The 17,908-nt window shown below is 54.4% G+C and carries 17 protein-coding genes; 10 read left to right on the top strand and 7 right to left on the bottom strand.

Annotation, left to right across the window (positions count from 1 at the left end; genetic code table 11):
- The first annotated feature begins 255 nt into the window (after window positions 1-255).
- Window positions 256-1,230, top strand: coding sequence for a LysR family transcriptional regulator (locus K5621_RS17750; protein WP_100141892.1), 975 nt, complete (start codon window positions 256-258; stop codon window positions 1,228-1,230).
- 225 nt (window positions 1,231-1,455) lie between these two features.
- Complete coding sequence (locus tag K5621_RS17755) at window positions 1,456-1,845, top strand: GreA/GreB family elongation factor (RefSeq protein WP_167387625.1); 390 nt, start codon at window positions 1,456-1,458, stop codon at window positions 1,843-1,845.
- A gap of 362 nt (window positions 1,846-2,207) precedes the next feature.
- Here K5621_RS17755 and K5621_RS17760 read toward each other — a convergent pair whose 3' ends face one another.
- Window positions 2,208-3,011: an AraC family transcriptional regulator gene (locus K5621_RS17760; protein WP_221049920.1), complete on the bottom strand. Its 804-nt coding sequence runs from the start codon at window positions 3,009-3,011 to the stop codon at window positions 2,208-2,210.
- A gap of 137 nt (window positions 3,012-3,148) precedes the next feature.
- Between K5621_RS17760 and K5621_RS17765 the strand changes: the two genes are divergently transcribed.
- Together K5621_RS17765 and K5621_RS20105 are read left to right on the top strand one after the other, a co-directional pair.
- On the top strand, window positions 3,149-4,036 hold the full coding sequence (locus K5621_RS17765; protein ID WP_245003108.1) for a DMT family transporter: 888 nt from the start codon (window positions 3,149-3,151) through the stop codon (window positions 4,034-4,036).
- 419 nt (window positions 4,037-4,455) lie between these two features.
- A complete protein-coding gene (locus K5621_RS20105) occupies window positions 4,456-4,587 on the top strand; it encodes a hypothetical protein (RefSeq protein ID WP_096141150.1) in 132 nt (43 codons plus the stop codon).
- Window positions 4,588-4,671: 84 nt separating this feature from the next.
- On the opposite strand, the gene K5621_RS17770 is transcribed toward K5621_RS20105, so the two are convergent.
- Window positions 4,672-6,006 carry an SO_0444 family Cu/Zn efflux transporter gene (locus K5621_RS17770; protein ID WP_028781379.1) on the bottom strand — a complete coding sequence of 445 codons (1,335 nt, stop codon included), beginning with the start codon at window positions 6,004-6,006 and terminating at the stop codon, window positions 4,672-4,674.
- Window positions 6,000-6,491: a Zn(2+)-responsive transcriptional regulator gene (gene zntR, locus K5621_RS17775; RefSeq protein WP_028781380.1), complete on the bottom strand. Its 492-nt coding sequence runs from the start codon at window positions 6,489-6,491 to the stop codon at window positions 6,000-6,002. The genes K5621_RS17770 and zntR overlap by 7 nt, the downstream gene beginning before the upstream one ends.
- Window positions 6,492-6,767: 276 nt before the next feature.
- On the opposite strand from zntR, the gene purH reads away from it, so the two are divergent.
- A complete protein-coding gene (purH, locus tag K5621_RS17780) occupies window positions 6,768-8,357 on the top strand; it encodes a bifunctional phosphoribosylaminoimidazolecarboxamide formyltransferase/IMP cyclohydrolase (RefSeq protein WP_028781381.1) in 1,590 nt (529 codons plus the stop codon).
- A 134-nt stretch (window positions 8,358-8,491) separates the two neighbouring features.
- Window positions 8,492-9,787: a phosphoribosylamine--glycine ligase gene (gene purD / locus K5621_RS17785; protein ID WP_221049921.1), complete on the top strand. Its 1,296-nt coding sequence runs from the start codon at window positions 8,492-8,494 to the stop codon at window positions 9,785-9,787.
- 148 nt (window positions 9,788-9,935) lie between these two features.
- Here the strand turns inward: purD and K5621_RS17790 are convergent, their stop codons facing one another.
- The 4 genes from K5621_RS17790 to K5621_RS17805 all read right to left on the bottom strand — a co-directional run bounded on the left by K5621_RS17790 (window position 9,936) and on the right by K5621_RS17805 (window position 14,275).
- Window positions 9,936-10,664, bottom strand: a complete 729-nt coding sequence (locus K5621_RS17790) for a fumarate reductase iron-sulfur subunit (RefSeq protein ID WP_028781383.1) — start codon at window positions 10,662-10,664, stop codon at window positions 9,936-9,938.
- On the bottom strand, window positions 10,661-12,688 hold the full coding sequence (locus tag K5621_RS17795; protein ID WP_221049922.1) for a fumarate reductase flavoprotein subunit: 2,028 nt from the start codon (window positions 12,686-12,688) through the stop codon (window positions 10,661-10,663). The genes K5621_RS17790 and K5621_RS17795 overlap by 4 nt, the downstream gene beginning before the upstream one ends.
- Window positions 12,689-12,753: 65 nt before the next feature.
- Window positions 12,754-13,419, bottom strand: coding sequence for a fumarate reductase cytochrome b subunit (locus K5621_RS17800; protein WP_100141827.1), 666 nt, complete (start codon window positions 13,417-13,419; stop codon window positions 12,754-12,756).
- Window positions 13,420-13,549: 130 nt separating this feature from the next.
- Window positions 13,550-14,275: a fumarate reductase cytochrome b subunit gene (locus K5621_RS17805; RefSeq protein WP_221051238.1), complete on the bottom strand. Its 726-nt coding sequence runs from the start codon at window positions 14,273-14,275 to the stop codon at window positions 13,550-13,552.
- Between the two features lie 351 nt (window positions 14,276-14,626).
- Here K5621_RS17805 and prmA point away from each other — a divergent pair, with 351 nt between their 5' ends.
- The 4 genes from prmA (at window position 14,627) to K5621_RS17825 (ending at window position 17,883) form a co-directional block, all read left to right on the top strand.
- Window positions 14,627-15,508 carry a 50S ribosomal protein L11 methyltransferase gene (gene prmA, locus K5621_RS17810; protein WP_221049923.1) on the top strand — a complete coding sequence of 294 codons (882 nt, stop codon included), beginning with the start codon at window positions 14,627-14,629 and terminating at the stop codon, window positions 15,506-15,508.
- 152 nt (window positions 15,509-15,660) lie between these two features.
- Window positions 15,661-16,632: a tRNA dihydrouridine synthase DusB gene (gene dusB / locus K5621_RS17815; protein ID WP_100141824.1), complete on the top strand. Its 972-nt coding sequence runs from the start codon at window positions 15,661-15,663 to the stop codon at window positions 16,630-16,632.
- Between the two features lie 14 nt (window positions 16,633-16,646).
- Window positions 16,647-16,952: a DNA-binding transcriptional regulator Fis gene (gene fis / locus K5621_RS17820; protein WP_025011339.1), complete on the top strand. Its 306-nt coding sequence runs from the start codon at window positions 16,647-16,649 to the stop codon at window positions 16,950-16,952.
- Window positions 16,953-17,076: 124 nt separating this feature from the next.
- Window positions 17,077-17,883: a DUF6387 family protein gene (locus tag K5621_RS17825; RefSeq protein ID WP_123117042.1), complete on the top strand. Its 807-nt coding sequence runs from the start codon at window positions 17,077-17,079 to the stop codon at window positions 17,881-17,883.
- The last annotated feature ends 25 nt before the right edge of the window (window positions 17,884-17,908 follow it).

A 17,908-nucleotide genomic window follows, 5' to 3' on the forward strand; every position in this document is an offset into this window, starting at 1 on the left:
CACCCAGTTAACCCATCCGGCACCAAGAGTCGAGCAAAAGCAATATCAGTTTTAATATAAGCACGCTCTGTGCCTTCAATAAGTCTGACAACCTATAGCTGTAACCACATTCGAAGAAAGCCGAAAATAACGTCGGCAACCTTGAACATGGACATTATTAGACTCCTGATTTTTGCGGTGGTATTTTACAACTGTCTCAGCAAGTTTATTAGATGCCATACACTCAACCCACTGTTTCACAGGTGCAACAATAAAATGGATCTCAATCGGGTACAAATTTTTGCTCAAGTTGTTGATAAAGGGAGTTTTACTGCCGCAGCCAAGGCGATGGGCATCACTAAAGCGACCGTTAGTCGCAAGATAGCCGAGTTAGAGCACAACACCGGGGTGCAACTGTTGCTGCGCACCACCCGCAGCCTGAAACTCACCGAAGCCGGTTCCATTTACTTCAACAAGGTCAATAAAATACTCACAGATTTGCGCAGCGCCGAAGATCAACTCAGCGCCAGCCAACAGACTATCCGCGGTAACTTGCGTATCGTTTGCCCGATAGAGTTTGGTCAGCAAGTGCTCGGCCCTGTGATAGCCAGGTTTCTGGAAGACTATCCGCAAATGCAAATAGAAGCCGAGCTGACCAACCGCAAGGTGGATATGGTCGAAGAAGGGATCGATATCATGTTCCATGTCCAGAGAGTCGATGATCCCAGACTAGAAAATTTCCGTTTGATAAATGCCCACAAGGTGCTAATGGCCAGTCCGAAATATCTGCAAAAATTCGGTACACCGCTCACTCCGGCAGAATTGTTCGACCACAGAGGAATACGTCTGGCATCGCCCTACATAGATGGCAACTGGCGGATTTTTGATGGCAAGCAATGGCAAGAGATCATTCCCGACTGCCGCCTTCAGGTCAACAATATCACCCTGGCCAGAGAAGCTGCCATAGATGGTCTTGGGATCGCTAGCCTACCTATGATGATTGCCTATGACGCACTGCAACGCGGCGACTTAGTCCCCATATTGCAAGATTTCCCCATGGAACATGTCACTGTCAATCTCATCTATCCCAAACGCGCCTATCTACCGAGAAAATGCCGCACCTTTATCGAATACTTCTATGAAGCCTTGTTCCAACGTTGGGGCAACTTGGTACTGGACGTGCCCCCCTATGTCATTCCACCGGAGAATTGGGCCCAGATGAGCCCGACCAATATCTGCTGCGACCACTGAGGGTTTGCTTTTCCGATCTCCTTGGGCTATGGTGGACGTTGGTTAAATTTTTTCCCTTATTTTTAAGTGCTTGCATTGATGTTGCGGAGGCTCATTATGTACAGTCACACTTTACCTCTCAAGAGCACCTCACTGACATTTCCAGTGTAAGCCGGGTGCGGCCGCGCATCCGGCAGTAACAAAGTTTCCTATTCATTTTCCGTTTCAGCCTGTGAGGTTGTGGTGGTGTATAAGTCTTTGTCTGCACTGGCAGATCTATTTTCATTCAAAACATCGCAGCTCTATCTGCAAAACTCGTTCAATGTGTCATTGAGACCGCTGACCCTGGCATCGGTGATCGCCAGGCTGGCACAGCCCTGTCCCGGCGGCGGTGTGGTGCACCCGGGAACCAAGGCGCGTCTACAAAATCTCAAAACCGGCGAGCCTCTCGAAGTAGAGCTGGTATATCCAGAACAACACGACCCCAACTCAGGCCGCTATTCAGTATTGTCCGACCTGGGCGAAGCCCTGCTCGGATGTACCTTGAATGACCTAATTGAAGTGGATGTCCCAGGTGGCCCAGTACTGTTTCAGATCCTGTCGCTGAATCAACCAAGGCCCTGCCTACCGACCTAATTGCATGCTTATCACACTGAAATAAGAGGAGATAGTGCCTTGAAGGATTTAACTCAGCCGTGAACGACCCAGTTCAACTGATTTGGGTTATGGCTTACACCTTATTGACCGCCGATTCTTTCCCGGCCGGGAGATAAGGAGCTTGCCCTCACATTGAGCAAAGCGGCGGCATGATGTGAGGGTATTCAAGAGGAGATATGCTCATGAGTAAAGAAAAAGCAAAGAAAAAACCGACTAAATCCCTGAAAGAAAAACGACGGGAAAAACGCGAAAAACGCGCAGATCAGGAGTAATCCCAAACTACTCCGATAGCTTACTTAGTTTCGAGCCACCTTTTTGGGCGCCTTAGGGCGCCCCTTTTTTCAAGGTAAGACAAGCGCACTTCCTTGGGCCAGCTGTTGCCTGTAGGCCTGCGGTGTACAACCTGCGTACTTGCGAAACAGGCTGATAAAGGGCGAAGTCTGGTGGTAACCCAACGTCAGTGCCACCTCCTTCACTGAAATCGCTTGTCGCAGCAGCTGCAAACTGTGGATGAAACGATAGCGTTGCCGCCACTCGGTATAGTTCATTCCAAGCCTTGCCTGGCACAAGCGCGCCAAAGTGCGTTCTGTGGTACCTAAGGTATTGGCCCAGGCGGCAAAACTGCGCCCGCCCTCAGGCTCGGCTTCCAGCTCGGCAGCGATGGCCTGCAACATGGGATGGTCGGTTACCGGTAAAAAGGGTTGTACTTCCCTGGCCTGACCCAGCTGATCCAACAGCACCTTAAGCAGTCTTTGATCCTCAGGTGTATGTGCCAGCTCGACGCCTCTTGAGTTCAAATCCATCAAAATAGCTTCCGCTATCGGGCTCAACTCCAGCAGACAGATGTGCTTGGGTAGCCTGGCTGCCAGTTCCCGTGGCACATTCATTGAACTGTACTGCACGCAGCGGCGCATGTAACTCTCATGCTTTACTCCGGCTGGGATCCAGATACCGCACTGCGACAACGACATAAAGCGCCGTCCTTGAGCCACCAGCTCCATCAAACCGCCGCGGCTCAGTTGCAGTTGCCCCCAAGCATGACTGTGCATGGGCGTCAGCGTATCGGGTGAAAACTGCTGATAATAGAAAAACACCTGCGAGCCATCACCGGGATGCTGCTCAGGTGGATGATAGATATTGGCCATATGCAAATGTCCGAAGGCGGGTTGACTTTGTCTGATAACAGATATGTATATCACATAAGACGTGGAATAATCTGCCCCCAATTATCCAACCCAGGTTTGTCTGTTGAGCCTTGCTCTTAGTTCTGAGGAGCCCTGTTTTGTATCTGTTTCCCTTATTGGCGGTAGCCATCTGGGCCGGCAATAGTCTGGTCAATAAACTTTCCGCCGGTGTCATAGCGCCGGAAGCCATCTCTTTCTACCGTTGGGCTTTTGCACTTTTGCTCTTGACCCCAGTGCTGCTCCCCGGGGTTTGGCGCCGCCGCGCCATGATCCGTCCCCATCTTGGCAAACTCGCCGTGCTGGCAAGCCTGGGAATGGTGCTGAACCAAAGCCTGGCGTATTTTGCCGCCGCGACCACCAGCGCCACCAATATGGCGCTGATCACCTCTCTGGTGCCGGTTCTCAGCCTGTTGCTGGCGGTGCCTTTGCTTGGAGTGAGGCTCTCCAAATTGGCACTGCTTGGCGCCTTTGTCTCCTTCAGCGGTTTGCTGTTTATGCTCAGCCAAGGCGACTTGGCCCGGCTGTCAACCTCTGTGGTACCCGGCGATCTCTTGTTGTTGCTGGCCGCCGTGGTCTACGCCCTCTACGGCGTGCTGTTGAAACGCTGGTCACTGCAACTGCCGACCTGGGATTTGTTGTACATGCAAATACTGTTCGCCGTGTTCATGCTGTCCCCCCTGCTGCTCTTTGCCAGCAGTATCAGCATTACTCAGGCTTCACTGCCCTTGATAGCCTATGCCGCTATCTGTGCCTCGATTCTGGCGCCTTGGGCCTGGATCAAAGCAATAGCCCTACTGGGCACAGAGAGAACCGCCATCTTTATGAACCTGATGCCAATCTTCACTGCCGTGCTGGCATCCACGTTACTGGGTGAGCAGTTGGGAGTCCCTCACTATGTCGGCGGTGCTTTAGTGCTGACCGGGGTCAGCCTGGTGCAGTACCGTGTAAGACGCCCAAGAGCCATACTCAAGGCGGAAGCACTTTAAAGAAGGGTTGTGGCAGCGACTGATTCGTCCAGGCTTTCACTCGCTCTCGCACAAGCTTTCGCAAACCCTGGCCACTTTGTAGTGAAATACTCTTAGAAAATTCTTGCAAAGGGCCATTGGCTGCGAACCGCGCCTTGCATTCAGGCCAGCAAGCCGACGCAGAGCTCAGATAAAACTTGTTCTCGCTCCTTAGTCAAATACCATCTCAAAAACAAAAACTTATTCTCAAATATTCTATTGAAGCCGACAGCAGTATTTCGGTAACAGGCGTAAAATATCCGAGTCGGCCCTGGCCGACCAACTGGTTGAATCACGCCGGTGTCTGACTGACCGGTATGCCAGCTGTAAGTGGATCTTAAATTGCAGGAAGCGGGGAGATAAACCCCAGCCAGGCTTTCGCTATCAATGGAATAAACACCATGAAAGAGCACAGAAACAGCAAAGAGCAAAAGAAGAAACCCATGCACTCCGCCAAGGAGAAGCGGGCCGCCAAAATGGCCAAGAAACAGGCCAAACTCAATCCTGTGGAGAATATCAAACAAGGCAAATGACCCCCTCCCTTCACAGCCCCTGTTTGGCAATAGATAAAACGAAAGGCGCTCAATCGAGCGCCTTTCCCTATATTCAGTTGAGTGTCAGCCGGAGCAGCAATCCCGCCGCAGCCAACGCCTGGGGATCTTGTCGTAAATCACCTTGGCCATCAGCAGCGCCAGAATAATCCCCGACCAATTGACCACAGCCTGTGGCAGTAACTGGTGCTCTTCCCCTATCTGCGGCATCACTTCAAAACCAAAGTTCGCCACCAGCAGGTTCACCAGCATTCCGGCCAGCAGCGCCACCCCGAGTACCCCGCCAAGATAGCCGTAAAGCGCCCGTTTACCCATCTCTTTGGCTACTACGCCTAGGGTGGCTATGTTGGTAGCTGGTCCCGCCAGCATAAACACCAATACAGCGCCCGGAGAAACCCCGGCCAGCAGCAAACCTGCCGCTATCGGCGTCGAAGCTGTGGCACAGATATACATGGGGATGGAGATGAGAACCATCACCAACATGGCCAGAATACCGCCGCCCCATTGGGCCAGGAAGTCTCCCGGAACATAGGTCTGTACCAGCGCGGCAAAGAATAACCCCACCAGCAACCAGATGGCGGTGTCACGCACCAGATCCGTGGCAGCATACTTAAGACCGGCCAGCACTCTATGCAAGACAGACTTCGACTTGAGTTCAGCCGCCATATCGTCACTGTCGCAGCAGTTCGAGGCCGATTGCGATGATGAACAACATGAAGCCGTCGCTACCTTAGGTTGAGAGCAGCAGGACTGAGTGGCTTCTTCCTTGACCGAAGAGCAACAAGACCCGCCGACGGTGCTGGCCTTAGCGGTACTGATCTTAGCCGTACTGCAGCAGTCTGCCTCTTGCACCTTGGCCGGGGCACAGCAGGAACTCTGAGCTTGTGTCGGCGCGGCCTTGAGAGGACTGTAGTTGGCGGCGGCTGCCGGCTTGAACTGAGCCACTGTTTTGGCTTGAGCCTTTTCCGGCTCGCTCTTCTTCACTACCTCAGAGGGCAAAACCGGCTCATCATCGCGGCCAACCAACAAACCCGCCACTATGGCACTGCATACCGCGGCAATAGGTCTGACAATCGCCATAAAGGGGCCGAGCAGAACATAGGACACAGTGACCGAATCGACACCGGTTTCAGGGGTCGATACCAGAAAAGAGGTGGTGGCCGCCTTGGAGGCGCCACTGCGTCTCAGGCCAACGGCGGCCGGGATAACGCCGCAGGAACACAGCGGCAAAGGCGCGCCCAGCAGGGCCGCCTTAACCGTGGTCTTGAGGCCATGGCCCCCCAATTGTTTTTGCATCCAGCTCATGGGAACAAAAACCTTCAGCAGCCCCGCCAGCACCAGCCCCAATAGCAGCCAGGGTGCCGACTCGAGAAACAGCTCAATAAAATTATCCATCAACATGATTTTGCGCCCCTACTTACACGGCTATTGGCATGACTGTGATTGTGACCCTTGCCGGTTTCGACTCTGGGGGACAGCTCATCGTCACAGGACTCCAACGCCTCCAAAATCGAACAATGCTCGGCACTTTCAGGGCCGCCACAGCAAGTATCCGACAGTAACTGCAAAGACTGGCGGAACTGATTAAGCTCGGCAATTTTCTGCTGCACCTTATCCAACTTGTCGTCCACCATGCCTTTGACATCGCTGCAGGCACGGTTGGACTTATCCAGTTCAATGGACAAGAGTTCGGCTATCTCCCCCAGGGTAAAACCCACCGCCTTGGCCCTGAGAATAAACTTCAGCCGCTCGGCATCCCTGTCGCTGTAGACCCGGTAACCGGAGTCGGTGCGCATAGAGGGTGCCAGCAGGCCGTGTTTCTCGTAAAACCTCAGGGTATCGGCCTTGATATCAAAGCGCTTGGCCAGTTCACCTATCCTGTACATATGCAGTTCCTGCTAATAATTCCTATTCAAGTATAAAGCTTAGAGCTTAATCCAAGGTCAAGTGTTTTTTATCCCGCTTCGGGGTTTTGGCTTGTTCGCAGAGCAATATTGTGAAACGCGTAGAAAAAACACCGCGGCAAATCGTTTTACGTTAAAATACGGCGCGCCTTGAGGGTTCCCGGACCATTCGAGGGACTTTTGGAAAACAATGCCAATCAGCACTGCCTGGTTTTCCGAAAGATCCTTGAATATAAAAAAGTGGAATACTGTACCCAAATGAATAATGCCAGACCCATACGTCGCGCGCTCTTGAGCGTATCTGATAAGACCGGAATCCTGGAGTTCGCCAAGGCGCTGCATGCCCAGGGCGTTGAACTGCTGTCCACCGGAGGCACCGCCCGCTTGCTGGCGGATAACGCTGTACCTGTCATTGAAGTTTCAGACTACACAGGTCACCCAGAGATCATGGATGGCCGGGTCAAGACACTGCATCCCAAAGTGCATGGCGGTATTCTCGCCCGTCGAGGCCAGGACGAAGCCGTCATGGAAGCCAACGGCATAGGCCCGATTGACCTGGTGGCCGTTAACCTCTACCCCTTCGCCGAAACCGTTGCCAAGCCGGGTTGTACCCTGGAAGACGCCATCGAGAATATCGATATCGGCGGCCCGACCATGGTGCGCGCCGCGGCCAAGAACCACAAAGATGTCACCATAGTGGTCAACGCCTCTGACTATCAACGCGTACTGGCAGAAATGGCGGCCCACCAGGGTTCAACCACTCTGGCGACCCGTTTCGATCTGGCCATTGCCGCCTTTGAACATACGGCCGCCTATGATGGCATGATAGCCAACTACTTCGGCACTCAAGTTCCGGCCCACAGCAAGGATGAGTGTCATCAGGATTCCAAGTTCCCGCGCACCTTCAACACTCAGTTGCTGAAGAAACAAGATCTGCGTTACGGCGAGAACAGCCACCAGAGTGCCGCCTTCTATGTTGACCTCAACACAGACGAAGCCTCGGTCGCCACTGCCGTGCAGCTGCAGGGTAAGGCGCTGTCTTACAACAATATCGCCGACACCGACGCCGCACTGGAATGCGTCAAGGAATTTGAGCAACCCGCCTGCGTTATCGTCAAGCACGCCAACCCCTGTGGTGTCGCCCTGGGCAGCGATCTGCTGGACGCCTACAACCGCGCCTTCAAGACAGACCCTACCTCGGCCTTCGGCGGCATCATCGCCTTCAACCGTGAGCTGGACGGCGCCACTGCGGCGGCCATTGTCGAGCGTCAGTTTGTTGAAGTGATCATCGCTCCTAAGGTCAGCGAGCAAGCCCGCGAGCTGGTTGCCAAGAAAGCCAATGTCCGTCTGCTTGAATGCGGTCAGTGGCAAGGCCGCACCAAGGGCCTGGATTACAAGCGGGTCAACGGTGGTCTGCTGATCCAGGACAGAGATCAGGGCATGGTGACCGAGGCCGACCTCAAGGTGGTCAGCAAGCGTCAACCTACTGCCGAAGAAATCAAAGATCTGCTGTTCTGTTGGAAGGTCGCCAAATTCGTTAAGTCCAACGCCATTGTTTATGCCAAAGACGGCATGACCATAGGGGTGGGCGCAGGTCAAATGAGCCGGGTCTACAGCGCCAAAATCGCCGGTATCAAGGCCGCCGATGAAGGCTTGGTCGTGGAAGGTTCAGTGATGGCATCCGATGCCTTCTTCCCCTTCCGCGACGGTATCGATGCCGCTGCTGCTGCCGGTATCAGCTGCATCATTCAACCCGGTGGCTCCATCCGCGATGAAGAGGTGATTGCCGCTGCAGACGAGCATGGAATGGCCATGGTATTTACTAATATGCGCCACTTCCGTCACTGATAGTCAGCAGGCCCAAACCGGCCTGCACTGATGCAATGAACTTATCGCCGGAATAACCTCCGGCGATTCGCCGTAACAAAGCCCTGCCCGGCCTGAAGCTGCCCGCAAGGCGTTAAGCGAAAAAGGATAAGAAGATGCAAGTACTCGTGATTGGTGGTGGTGGTCGTGAACATGCCCTGGCCTGGAAGGCAGCGCAATCTGCCGCCGTGGAAACCGTATTTGTTGCTCCGGGGAATGCCGGCACTGCGCTGGAGCCCAAGCTGGAAAACCTGGCGATAGAAGCCTCGGATATCCCGGCGCTGCTGGCCTTTGCCAAGCAACAACAGATAGCCCTCACCATAGTCGGCCCAGAGGCCCCTCTGGTACTGGGAGTGGTCGATGCCTTCCGCGCCGAAGGCCTGAATATCTTTGGCCCCACCGAAGCGGCAGCGCAACTGGAAGGCTCCAAGGCCTTTACCAAAGACTTTCTTGCCCGCCACCGGATCCCAACCGCCGACTACCAGAACTTCACTGAAATTGCCCCGGCCAAGGCCTATGTCACCGAGCTTGCCGGTCGCACAGGTTTCCCTGTGGTGATCAAGGCCGATGGTCTGGCCGCAGGTAAAGGGGTGATCATCGCCCAGGATCAAACCGAGGCCGATGCCGCCATCGACGATATGCTGGCAGGCAACAAGTTCGGCGAAGCCGGCTCCAGAGTGGTCGTTGAGGAGTTTCTGCGCGGCGAAGAAGCCAGCTTTATCGTGATGGTCGACGGCAACAATATTCTGCCTATGGCCACCAGCCAAGATCACAAGGCCCGTGACAACGCCGACAACGGCCCCAACACAGGCGGCATGGGTGCTTACTCCCCGGCGCCGGTTGTCACCCAAACAGTGCACGATTGGGTCATGGCCAATGTTATCCGACCAACGGTTGACGGCATGGCCGCCGAAGGCAATGTCTACACCGGCTTCCTCTATGCCGGCTTGATGATTGCCGCCGATGGCAGCGCCAAGGTGCTGGAATACAACTGCCGCTTCGGCGACCCCGAGACTCAACCTATCATGATGCGCCTCAAGTCGGATCTGGTGGAGCTCTGCCTGGCCGCCTGCCGTGGTGAGCTGGACAAGGTCAGCGCCGAATATGATCAGCGCGCCGCCGTCGGTGTGGTCATGGCCGCCGGGGGCTATCCGGATGATTACCGCAAGGGTGATGTTATCGAAGGGCTGTCGCTCGGCAATAATGAAGCCAAGGTGTTCCACGCCGGTACCAAGATGGTCGATGGCCATGTAGTTACCAATGGCGGCCGGGTATTGTGCGCCACCGCGTTGGGCAACACAGTGACCGAGGCCCAGCAGGCCGCTTATGCCCTGGTGGATGAAGTCCATTGGGACGATGTCTACTTCAGAACCGACATAGGCTATCGCGCCATCGCCCGCGAGCAGGCATAACGGCTTTCACTCAGTTAGCCAGACTCAACAGTCAACAGAAAAGCCCGGAATTTTCCGGGCTTTTTGTTTGAACCTCAGCTTAGCGCTTTAAGGGCTTAGTTCTCTGAGGGCTTAGTCACTTTCTTTTCTGAAGGCTTAGTCACTTGCTTTAAAGCAAGGTACTCGCCATCTTGCGGCGCAGGTAGGCTATCTGCTGCATATGGGGCAAGTCTTTAGGACAGTTATCCTGACATCCCAGCAGGGTCATACAACCGAACACCCCATCCTGATTGCCTATCACATGGTAGAAGTCCTCGGCGCTGCGGGCATCGCGGCTATCCAGCTCGAAGCGGGCGATTTTCATCATGCCGACGGCGCCAACAAAGGTGTCGCGCATCTGCTTGGTGGCGCAGGCCGAGACACAGACACCGCACTCCACACAGCGCTCCAGTTCATAGAGTCTGGCGGCTTCCTCCGGGTCCATCGGGGCTTCCAGATGGTGGATATCCTGCTGATCCGGCTTGGGGTGCAGCCACAGCTTGAGCCTTTCAGCCAGCTCACGCATAAACTTGCCTGTGTTGACCGACAGATCCCCTATCAGCTCAAAGCCTGGCAGCGGCATCAGGGTGATCAGTCCATCTGGATATTTGGCGGTCAAGGTGCGGCAAGCCAAGGTAGGAAAGCCGTTGATCACCATGGCGCAGCTGCCGCAAATCCCGGCGCGACAGACAAAGTCGAACTGCAACGATGGGTCCTGCTCCTCCCTGAGGCGATTGAGGGCGATAAATACCGTCATCCCCGGGGTTTCTTGCAGTTGATAGTCCACCATTTGTGGCTTGTCTCCCGCTTGCTGTGGGTCGTAACGGAAGATCCTGAAGGTTAAAGTGCGGCCACTCATGCGTTGTCATCTCCGGCAGGGTTAGGCTGAGAAGGGGTTGAAGTCTGTGGGCAAGCCAGGCGGTCGCTCAGGCGTTCGTTGCCGGGGCGCAGGCTTTCCGGCAGTTCGAACGGCATCAGCGCCCGCTGCTTGTCTTCAGCGCTGGCATCCGGCCCCAAAGACGCGAGAATGGCAGCAATCTCCTGCTCGCGTTTGGCGGTATCCGGATGGGCAATGGCATTGTCGGCACCATAGCCGCGATAGCCGGGCGGCAGTTCCATCTGCATCACATCCAGCGCCTCGTAGCTGAGCACAGGCTCCAGCGCATCGGCGTCCGGCCAGCGGGCCAGGGTACGGCTGAGCCAGTCTTTGTCGTTACGCTGCGGGTAATCCTCGCGGGCATGGGCGCCACGACTCTCGGTGCGCGCCAGGGCGCCGCAGGCCACAGTCAGTGCCACCTTAAGCATACGCCTAACCCGTAGGGCCTCGACCAACTCGGGGTTGGCGTGGCGCTTCTTGCAGGTGACGACAATATTGCGCGAGCGAGCCAGCAAATCCTTGAGTTCGGCCACCGCCTTTTCCAGCTCTGGGCCGTTACGGAAGATGCCAACATAGTCCATCATCACTCTTTGCATCAGGCGCTTGAGCTCAAACGGGCTCTCGCCCTGCTCCCGAGCCAGCAACTCGTCTATTTCCTGGTTGAGCTCATCACGGAAACGCTGTACCAGCGCCGTATCCAGCACCAGCTCCTCCTGCTCGCAGAAGTCGGCCACATATTTGCCTATGATCATGCCGCCGACCACGGTTTCCGCCAGCGAATTACCGCCCAAACGGTTAAAGCCATGCATGTCCCAACAGGCCGCCTCACCGACACTGAACAGCCCCTTGAGCTGCGGGCTCTCCCCTGTGTGATTGGTGCGAATACCGCCCATGGAATAGTGCTGGGTCGGCCGCACCGGGATCCACTCTTCGGCCGGATCTATACCGAGGAAGTTTTCGCAGATCTCTTTGACTTCCCTCAGGTTGGTTTCCACATGCTTGCGCCCCAGCAGGGTGATATCCAGCCACAGATGAGGGCCATAGGGACTGTCGACTCCCTTGCCCTTACGCATATGTTCTGTCATCCGCCGTGATACCACATCACGGGAGGCCAGCTCTTTCTTCTCCGGCTCATAGTCGGGCATAAAGCGGTAGCCGTCTTTATCCCGCAGCAAGCCACCGTCTCCACGGCAGCCCTCTGTGGTCAGAATGCCCACGGGCACTATGGCCGTGGGGTGGAACTGCACGGCTTCCATATTGCCAAGGGTCGCCACCCCGGTTTCCAGCGCCAGCGCCTGGCCTATCCCCTCACAGATCACCGCATTGGTGGACACCTCATAGATACGGCCATAGCCGCCCGTGGCTATGGTGGTGGCCCGGGCGATATAGGCCCTGAGTTCACCGGTGATCAAACAGCGGGCAATGACCCCATGGCAGCGGCTACCGTCGTGGATGAGCTTCAGTGCCTCGACCCGCTCATGCACCGGGATATCCATGGAGATCGCCTTATTGTCCACCGCATACAGCAGCGAGTGGCCGGTACCATCGGCGGTGTAACAGGTGCGCCATTTCTTGGTACCGCCAAAGTCGCGGGCGTTGATCAGCCCGTGAGCCTCGGCGGCTTCTTCCAGAGTTACCTTTTCGGCATTGACCACCACTTGACGCGGCCCGGCAGTCACCCTGGTCCAGGGTACGCCCCAGTTAGCCAGCTCACGCACCGCCTTGGGAGCACAGTGGGCGAACATTCGCGCCACCTGCTGATCGCAGCCCCAGTCTGAGCCTTTGACCGTGTCCTGAAAATGCACATCTTCGCTGTCGCCCATGCCCTTGACGGTATTGCCGAGACTGGCCTGCATGCCGCCCTGGGCCGCAGCCGAGTGGGAACGCTTGGCAGGGATCAGCGACAGTACCAGAGTATCCAGGCCACGCTCTTTGGAAGCGATGGCTACCCGCAGACCCGCCAATCCGGCGCCGACAACCAACGAATCCGTATAGATGAGTTTCACGCACACTCCTTATGGGACGGCCCAATGCCGTTTACCCGAAAGCTATCTGTTTGGGTTATCGATACTCAGCTTGCGTGGGGCCAAAAGGCCAGCAAGGACGCCAGACCTACGGCGACAAACGCCACACTGAGTATGGTTTTAATTTTTCTAAGGCGCGCCCGGCTGTTGAGATCCCGCGCCGCGCCCCATTTCAATGCCACCCGGTACAGTCCTATGGCGGCATGCAACTCCACGGTCAGCAGCAGTGGCAGGTACAAGGCCCAGGCATACTGGTTCCAAATCCTGTCGGCCGAGCCCTGTGGCCCTATGGTTTCCGGGGCCGAACCCACCAACCAAAGATGCACAGGAAGCAGCAGCAAAATCACCACTCCGGTAGCTGCCTGCCACACCCACAAGCGGGTATCGCCATGATCAATTTGCACTAGTTGCTGTTTCAGAACCTTTTGCTGCCGGAGCGATAGAGGCAACTTGTGCAAAGCCACCAGCACGTGCAGCAACGCCAACCCGGCAACGGCTATGGCTATCAGACTCACCACCCAGGGATAGCCGTGGCCATCGTCACTGAGAAAACTCAGCTCCATATTGCGGGCCACCCACTCCATTGCCGGTGCCCCCAGCAATATTGAAGAGACCAGCAACAGGTGGGTCCACAAAAACAGCGCCAGCAACACGCCTGAAGCACTCTGCCCCAGATCCAGCCAGCCGCCCCAGCGTTCATTCAGTCGTATCATCCAGATTCTCCCTGTCATCCAATGGCTTAACCGCTTAAAGATAGTCAAACCAATGTGGATCACAAAGGGCGAACGAACCCTGAGGCAGATCAAACTTCCGCCGGTTAATTCATCTTTAGCTGATATAAAATTAACCGGGAACGAACGGCTGCAGCGGCAGGCTCAGCTCATTGCCGAGCTGCATATAGGTCACCAAGCTGCCCAAACCAAGCACAATAAGGTACACAATCAATAGCTTGGCTATTTTTCTCAGGCCACTGCGGTTAAAGCTGAACCCCCATTTCACCGCTACCCGATACAGGCCTATCATGGCGTGGATCACTACCGCGGGCAGCAGCAGGATATACAGCAGCCAGGTGTTGTCGTGCCAAACTCGGTAGGCCGACATATTGGGGCCGATTTCCGGATTGGCAATCATGGTGACCAAGTGCATGGGCACCAGGAAGAACAGGATAAAGCCGGTAGCCAACTGCCAAAACCAGGCGTGACTGTCGCGGTGTTTGATCAGATGCAGATGGCTGCGAAGCGCCCGCCATTGGCCGAGCTGCGCCGGAAAGCGCCTGAGCGCCATGGCAGCATGCAGTATCACCACCAGCAGAATGAACACAGAGAAGAGTTGCGTCAGCAGTGGGTAACCGTGACCACTGGCACTGAACCAACCGCCTTCCAGCACCTGCACTACTCTATAGAAAGCCTCTTTGCCCAGCATGATGCTGGATTCGAAGTGAAGATGCGCCAATAGAAACATGCCCAGCAAAATGCCGGTGGCACTCTGCAGGCGATCGGCTCTGGCCGACCAGTAATGGCTGTTGGCATGACCGAGCCAGCGCTCAGGGATGTGATATTTTGTCAGCATGTTTTTTGGGTACAGATCCTTGGGATCTACAACATAACTCACAGCCAAACTGCGCCAATGGCCAAAGAGTCTGAGTGTGACCTGCCTCACCCGAAAGTAGGGGTTAATTCGATCTTGCTCACAAATAAGCCACTTTTAGCAAAACAGAGGTAATACCAATTATCCACTATAAATCAAACGTTTATTTGAAAATTTGAAACGAAAAAGACAGCAAATTACCGTAAATCCAACCGCTGACCGAGCAAAGCTGAAACCGGGTTTCACTCCGCTCTCTTTACCCCGCCGTGCTGGCAAGGCCGATGGCCTATGGCTTACAATAGCGCTTTATTGTCCCCCACGAGAGAAGATTCCATGCCCTGGATCCAGTTACGCATCCACAGCAGCAGCGAGCACGCCGAAACGCTCAGCGACCTGTTGCTGGAGGAAGGCAGCGTGTCCATCACCTTTGAAGATGGTAAAGATACGCCGATTTTTGAGCCCAAACTGGGCGAAACCCCGCTGTGGGCCGACACTGTGGTAGTCGCCTTGTTCGATGCCGGCACAGATCTGACTCCTACGGTCGAGATGCTCAAGCAACTGCCCTTCCTCGAAGGCAAGCTGAACTACAAGATAGAGCAGATAGAAGATAAAGACTGGGTCCGCGAATGGATGGACAGCTTCCACCCCATTCAGTTCGGCAAGCGCCTGTGGATCTGTCCCAGCTGGCGTGAAATCCCAGAGCCCGAAGCCGTCAACGTGATCCTGGATCCCGGCCTGGCCTTCGGCACAGGCACTCACCCGACGACCGCCCTGTGCCTTGAGTGGCTCGATAGCCTGGATCTGCAGGGTAAACAGCTGGTCGACTTCGGCTGCGGTTCCGGCATTCTGGCTGTCGCCGGTCTCAAGCTGGGCGCAACCAACGCCATAGGCATAGACATAGACTACCAGGCGATAGACGCCTCCCGCGACAATGCCAAACGCAACGGCGTGGATGACAGACTCAGCCTCTACCTGCCTGAGGATCAACCCAAAGGCATTCAGGCCGATGTGTTGGTTGCCAACATTCTGGCAGGACCGCTGCGGGAACTGGCCCCCCTGATCGCCGAGTTGGTGCGCCCGGGTGGCAAACTGGCACTGTCCGGCTTATTGCAGGAACAAGCCGAAGAGATCCGCGAATTTTACGCTCAATGGTTCGAGATGGACGAAGCGGTTCACAAAGAAGATTGGAGCCGCTTGACAGGAGTGCGCAAATAGCGTTAAAGGCGGCGCCAGAGCGCACTGGCGCTGACTTCCTGCCTGTCAAAAGTCAAGTAAAAAAGTTTTGCTCAGGTCATTTATTGACCTTTTCACCGCTGGCAAAAAGGCGTACTATAGCGCCCCTTTGAAGAGCAAGGTGAAACAGTAAAATGCAGATTGGACCCTATCAACTGATGAATCAGCTGATCGTGGCACCAATGGCAGGTGTCACCGATCAGGCCTTCCGCAATCTCTGTATCCGTTATGGTGCTGCCATGGCAGTGTCAGAGATGCTTTCGTCCAATCCCGACCTTTGGGACACAGACAAGAGCCGCCAGAGAATGACGCACTCGGGTGAAGAAGGCATACGCTCAGTACAAATCGCCGGGGCTGACCCCGATAATATGGCTTGGGCCGCCCGCTACAACGTAGAGCAAGGCGCCCAGATCATAGATATCAACATGGGTTGTCCGGCAAAAAAAGTGAATAAAAAGCTCGCGGGTTCTGCCCTGCTGCAATCGCCGGAACTGGTAAAGAAAATACTGGATGCCGTGGTTGCCGCCGTGGATGTACCGGTGACGCTGAAAATTCGCACGGGTTGGGCTCCAGAGCACAGAAATGGTGTTCAAATCGCCCGGATTGCCGAAGAGAGTGGCATTACGGCGCTCGCGGTTCATGGCCGCACTCGCCAATGCATGTACAAGGGTCATGCCGAGTACGACACCATCAAGGCGATCAAACAGAATGTCTCGATTCCTGTTATCGCTAACGGGGACATCGATAGTCCGGAGAAGGCGCGTTTTGTGCTGGATTACACAGGTGTCGATGCCCTGATGATAGGACGGGGTGCCCAGGGAAGGCCTTGGATTTTCAGAGAGATCCAGCATTACCTGGACACAGGTAGCAAGCTAGCGCCCATAGGGATGGCAGAGCAGCGTCAAGTGATGCTGGAACATCTAACCAAACTTTATGATTTATATGGGGAAGTAAAGGGCGTCCGCTTCGCCAGAAAACATATGGGATGGTACCTGGACCAGGAAGAACAGCGCCAGTTCCGTGCCGACTTTAACCGGCTGGAAACCGCTGCAGAACAATGTTCCATGGTGGAACGTTTTTTTGATGAATGTGTACTAGATAAATAAAGAGCAGAATACGAATGTTTGATCAGACAACTCACACAGAAGCTCATCAGCTTACCGTAGGCAAAATCGAAACCGCTAACGGCACCATCAAGCCCCAGTTACTGCGCGACGCTGTAAAGCGCGCTGTCAGCAACTTCTTCGCTCAGTTGGACGGTCAAGAAGCTCAGGAAGTTTATGAAATGGTGCTATGCGAAGTTGAAGCACCTCTGCTTGATATCATTATGCAGCACACTCGTGGCAACCAGACCCGCGCCGCTAACATGCTGGGCATCAACCGCGGCACACTGCGCAAGAAGCTGAAAAAATACGGCATGAACTGATATAAATTCATAATGTATTGAAATAAAAAGGCCTTTCTTTAATAAGAAGGGCTTTTTTGCTTTTCATGTACCCCCACATGTACCCCGAGGAAAATACTAGACCTTCTAAAATGGAATCATTGTGATGTCATCGCCCACCAGCAAAGTTGAAAAAGTCACAAACGAAAGTCATCGCTATTGGCCCGACTGGTTCGACTTAGAAAACTACAAATGCCTTGAAACTCTATCAGCGAAACAGTTCATCATCGAACTTCAAGAACGCCTGACTTTGTTGCACTGTCCATGTGATAGCAAAGGCAGAAGGCTCACAGATGATCGCAAATGGCGGGCTATTAAGCGGGGAGATGTACTGTTGGGCTATACCACTCAAGAGTCTCCTGATTGTGAAGCAGTCAGAGAACTGAATGCCGCAGACATCGAAGCGCTTTACCAAGACTTCTTGATTAGCAACGGCCTCCCAATTGAACCTGACTACCTGTTCCCATCAAATGGCAAAGGGATAGCATTATTAGCCATCGATTTAGCCAACGCAGATGATGCACTACTGCTAAGTAACTTTACGCATTTCATCAATCAAGTCAGAGCACGCGATAACATCGAAGAACCTAAGTTCCCCCGCTTAGCAAAAGCAAACATTAAGTCGTTCAAGAAGTTGCTCTTTTATAAAGCAATTCCATATATGGATTTGATGCTGTATTGCCACAATGCCCTGCCAAATGACAAATACTGGCAACCGCTAGAATTTAGCCTCCCCATGTTGTCCAAGTTGCTTTTAAATGACGCTGTTGAAGCAGAAAAATTCAAAAAAACCTATAAAAGCTTCTACAACAAACTAATTGGTGACAAAGCTGACGAACAATTTTTAGCAATGCTGTTTTCAGCCATCCGAAACGACAAAGTGCTGGCAAATACACAGGTAAAAGATCTCTAACCAACTCCTGGGGTAAAAATGCCGT

Origin of the sequence: Shewanella carassii (assembly GCF_019670705.1) — a bacterium.
Classification (GTDB): Bacteria; Pseudomonadota; Gammaproteobacteria; order Enterobacterales; family Shewanellaceae; genus Shewanella; species Shewanella carassii.

Bases quoted from the DNA above. Each gene is read 5' to 3' on its own strand.
- K5621_RS17800 (WP_100141827.1), bottom strand. From the start codon at position 13,419: ATGATACGACTGAATGAACGCTGGGGCGGCTGGCTGGATCTGGGGCAG.
- K5621_RS20105 (WP_096141150.1), top strand. From the start codon at position 4,456: ATGAAAGAGCACAGAAACAGCAAAGAGCAAAAGAAGAAACCCATGCAC.
- purD (WP_221049921.1), top strand. From the start codon at position 8,492: ATGCAAGTACTCGTGATTGGTGGTGGTGGTCGTGAACATGCCCTGGCC.
- fis (WP_025011339.1), top strand. From the start codon at position 16,647: ATGTTTGATCAGACAACTCACACAGAAGCTCATCAGCTTACCGTAGGC.
- K5621_RS17805 (WP_221051238.1), bottom strand. From the start codon at position 14,275: ATGCTGACAAAATATCACATCCCTGAGCGCTGGCTCGGTCATGCCAAC.
- K5621_RS17760 (WP_221049920.1), bottom strand. From the start codon at position 3,011: ATGGCCAATATCTATCATCCACCTGAGCAGCATCCCGGTGATGGCTCG.
- dusB (WP_100141824.1), top strand. From the start codon at position 15,661: ATGCAGATTGGACCCTATCAACTGATGAATCAGCTGATCGTGGCACCA.
- K5621_RS17750 (WP_100141892.1), top strand. From the start codon at position 256: ATGGATCTCAATCGGGTACAAATTTTTGCTCAAGTTGTTGATAAAGGG.
- prmA (WP_221049923.1), top strand. From the start codon at position 14,627: ATGCCCTGGATCCAGTTACGCATCCACAGCAGCAGCGAGCACGCCGAA.
- K5621_RS17825 (WP_123117042.1), top strand. From the start codon at position 17,077: ATGTCATCGCCCACCAGCAAAGTTGAAAAAGTCACAAACGAAAGTCAT.
- K5621_RS17770 (WP_028781379.1), bottom strand. From the start codon at position 6,006: ATGTTGATGGATAATTTTATTGAGCTGTTTCTCGAGTCGGCACCCTGG.
- zntR (WP_028781380.1), bottom strand. From the start codon at position 6,491: ATGTACAGGATAGGTGAACTGGCCAAGCGCTTTGATATCAAGGCCGAT.
- K5621_RS17790 (WP_028781383.1), bottom strand. From the start codon at position 10,664: ATGAGTGGCCGCACTTTAACCTTCAGGATCTTCCGTTACGACCCACAG.
- purH (WP_028781381.1), top strand. From the start codon at position 6,768: ATGAATAATGCCAGACCCATACGTCGCGCGCTCTTGAGCGTATCTGAT.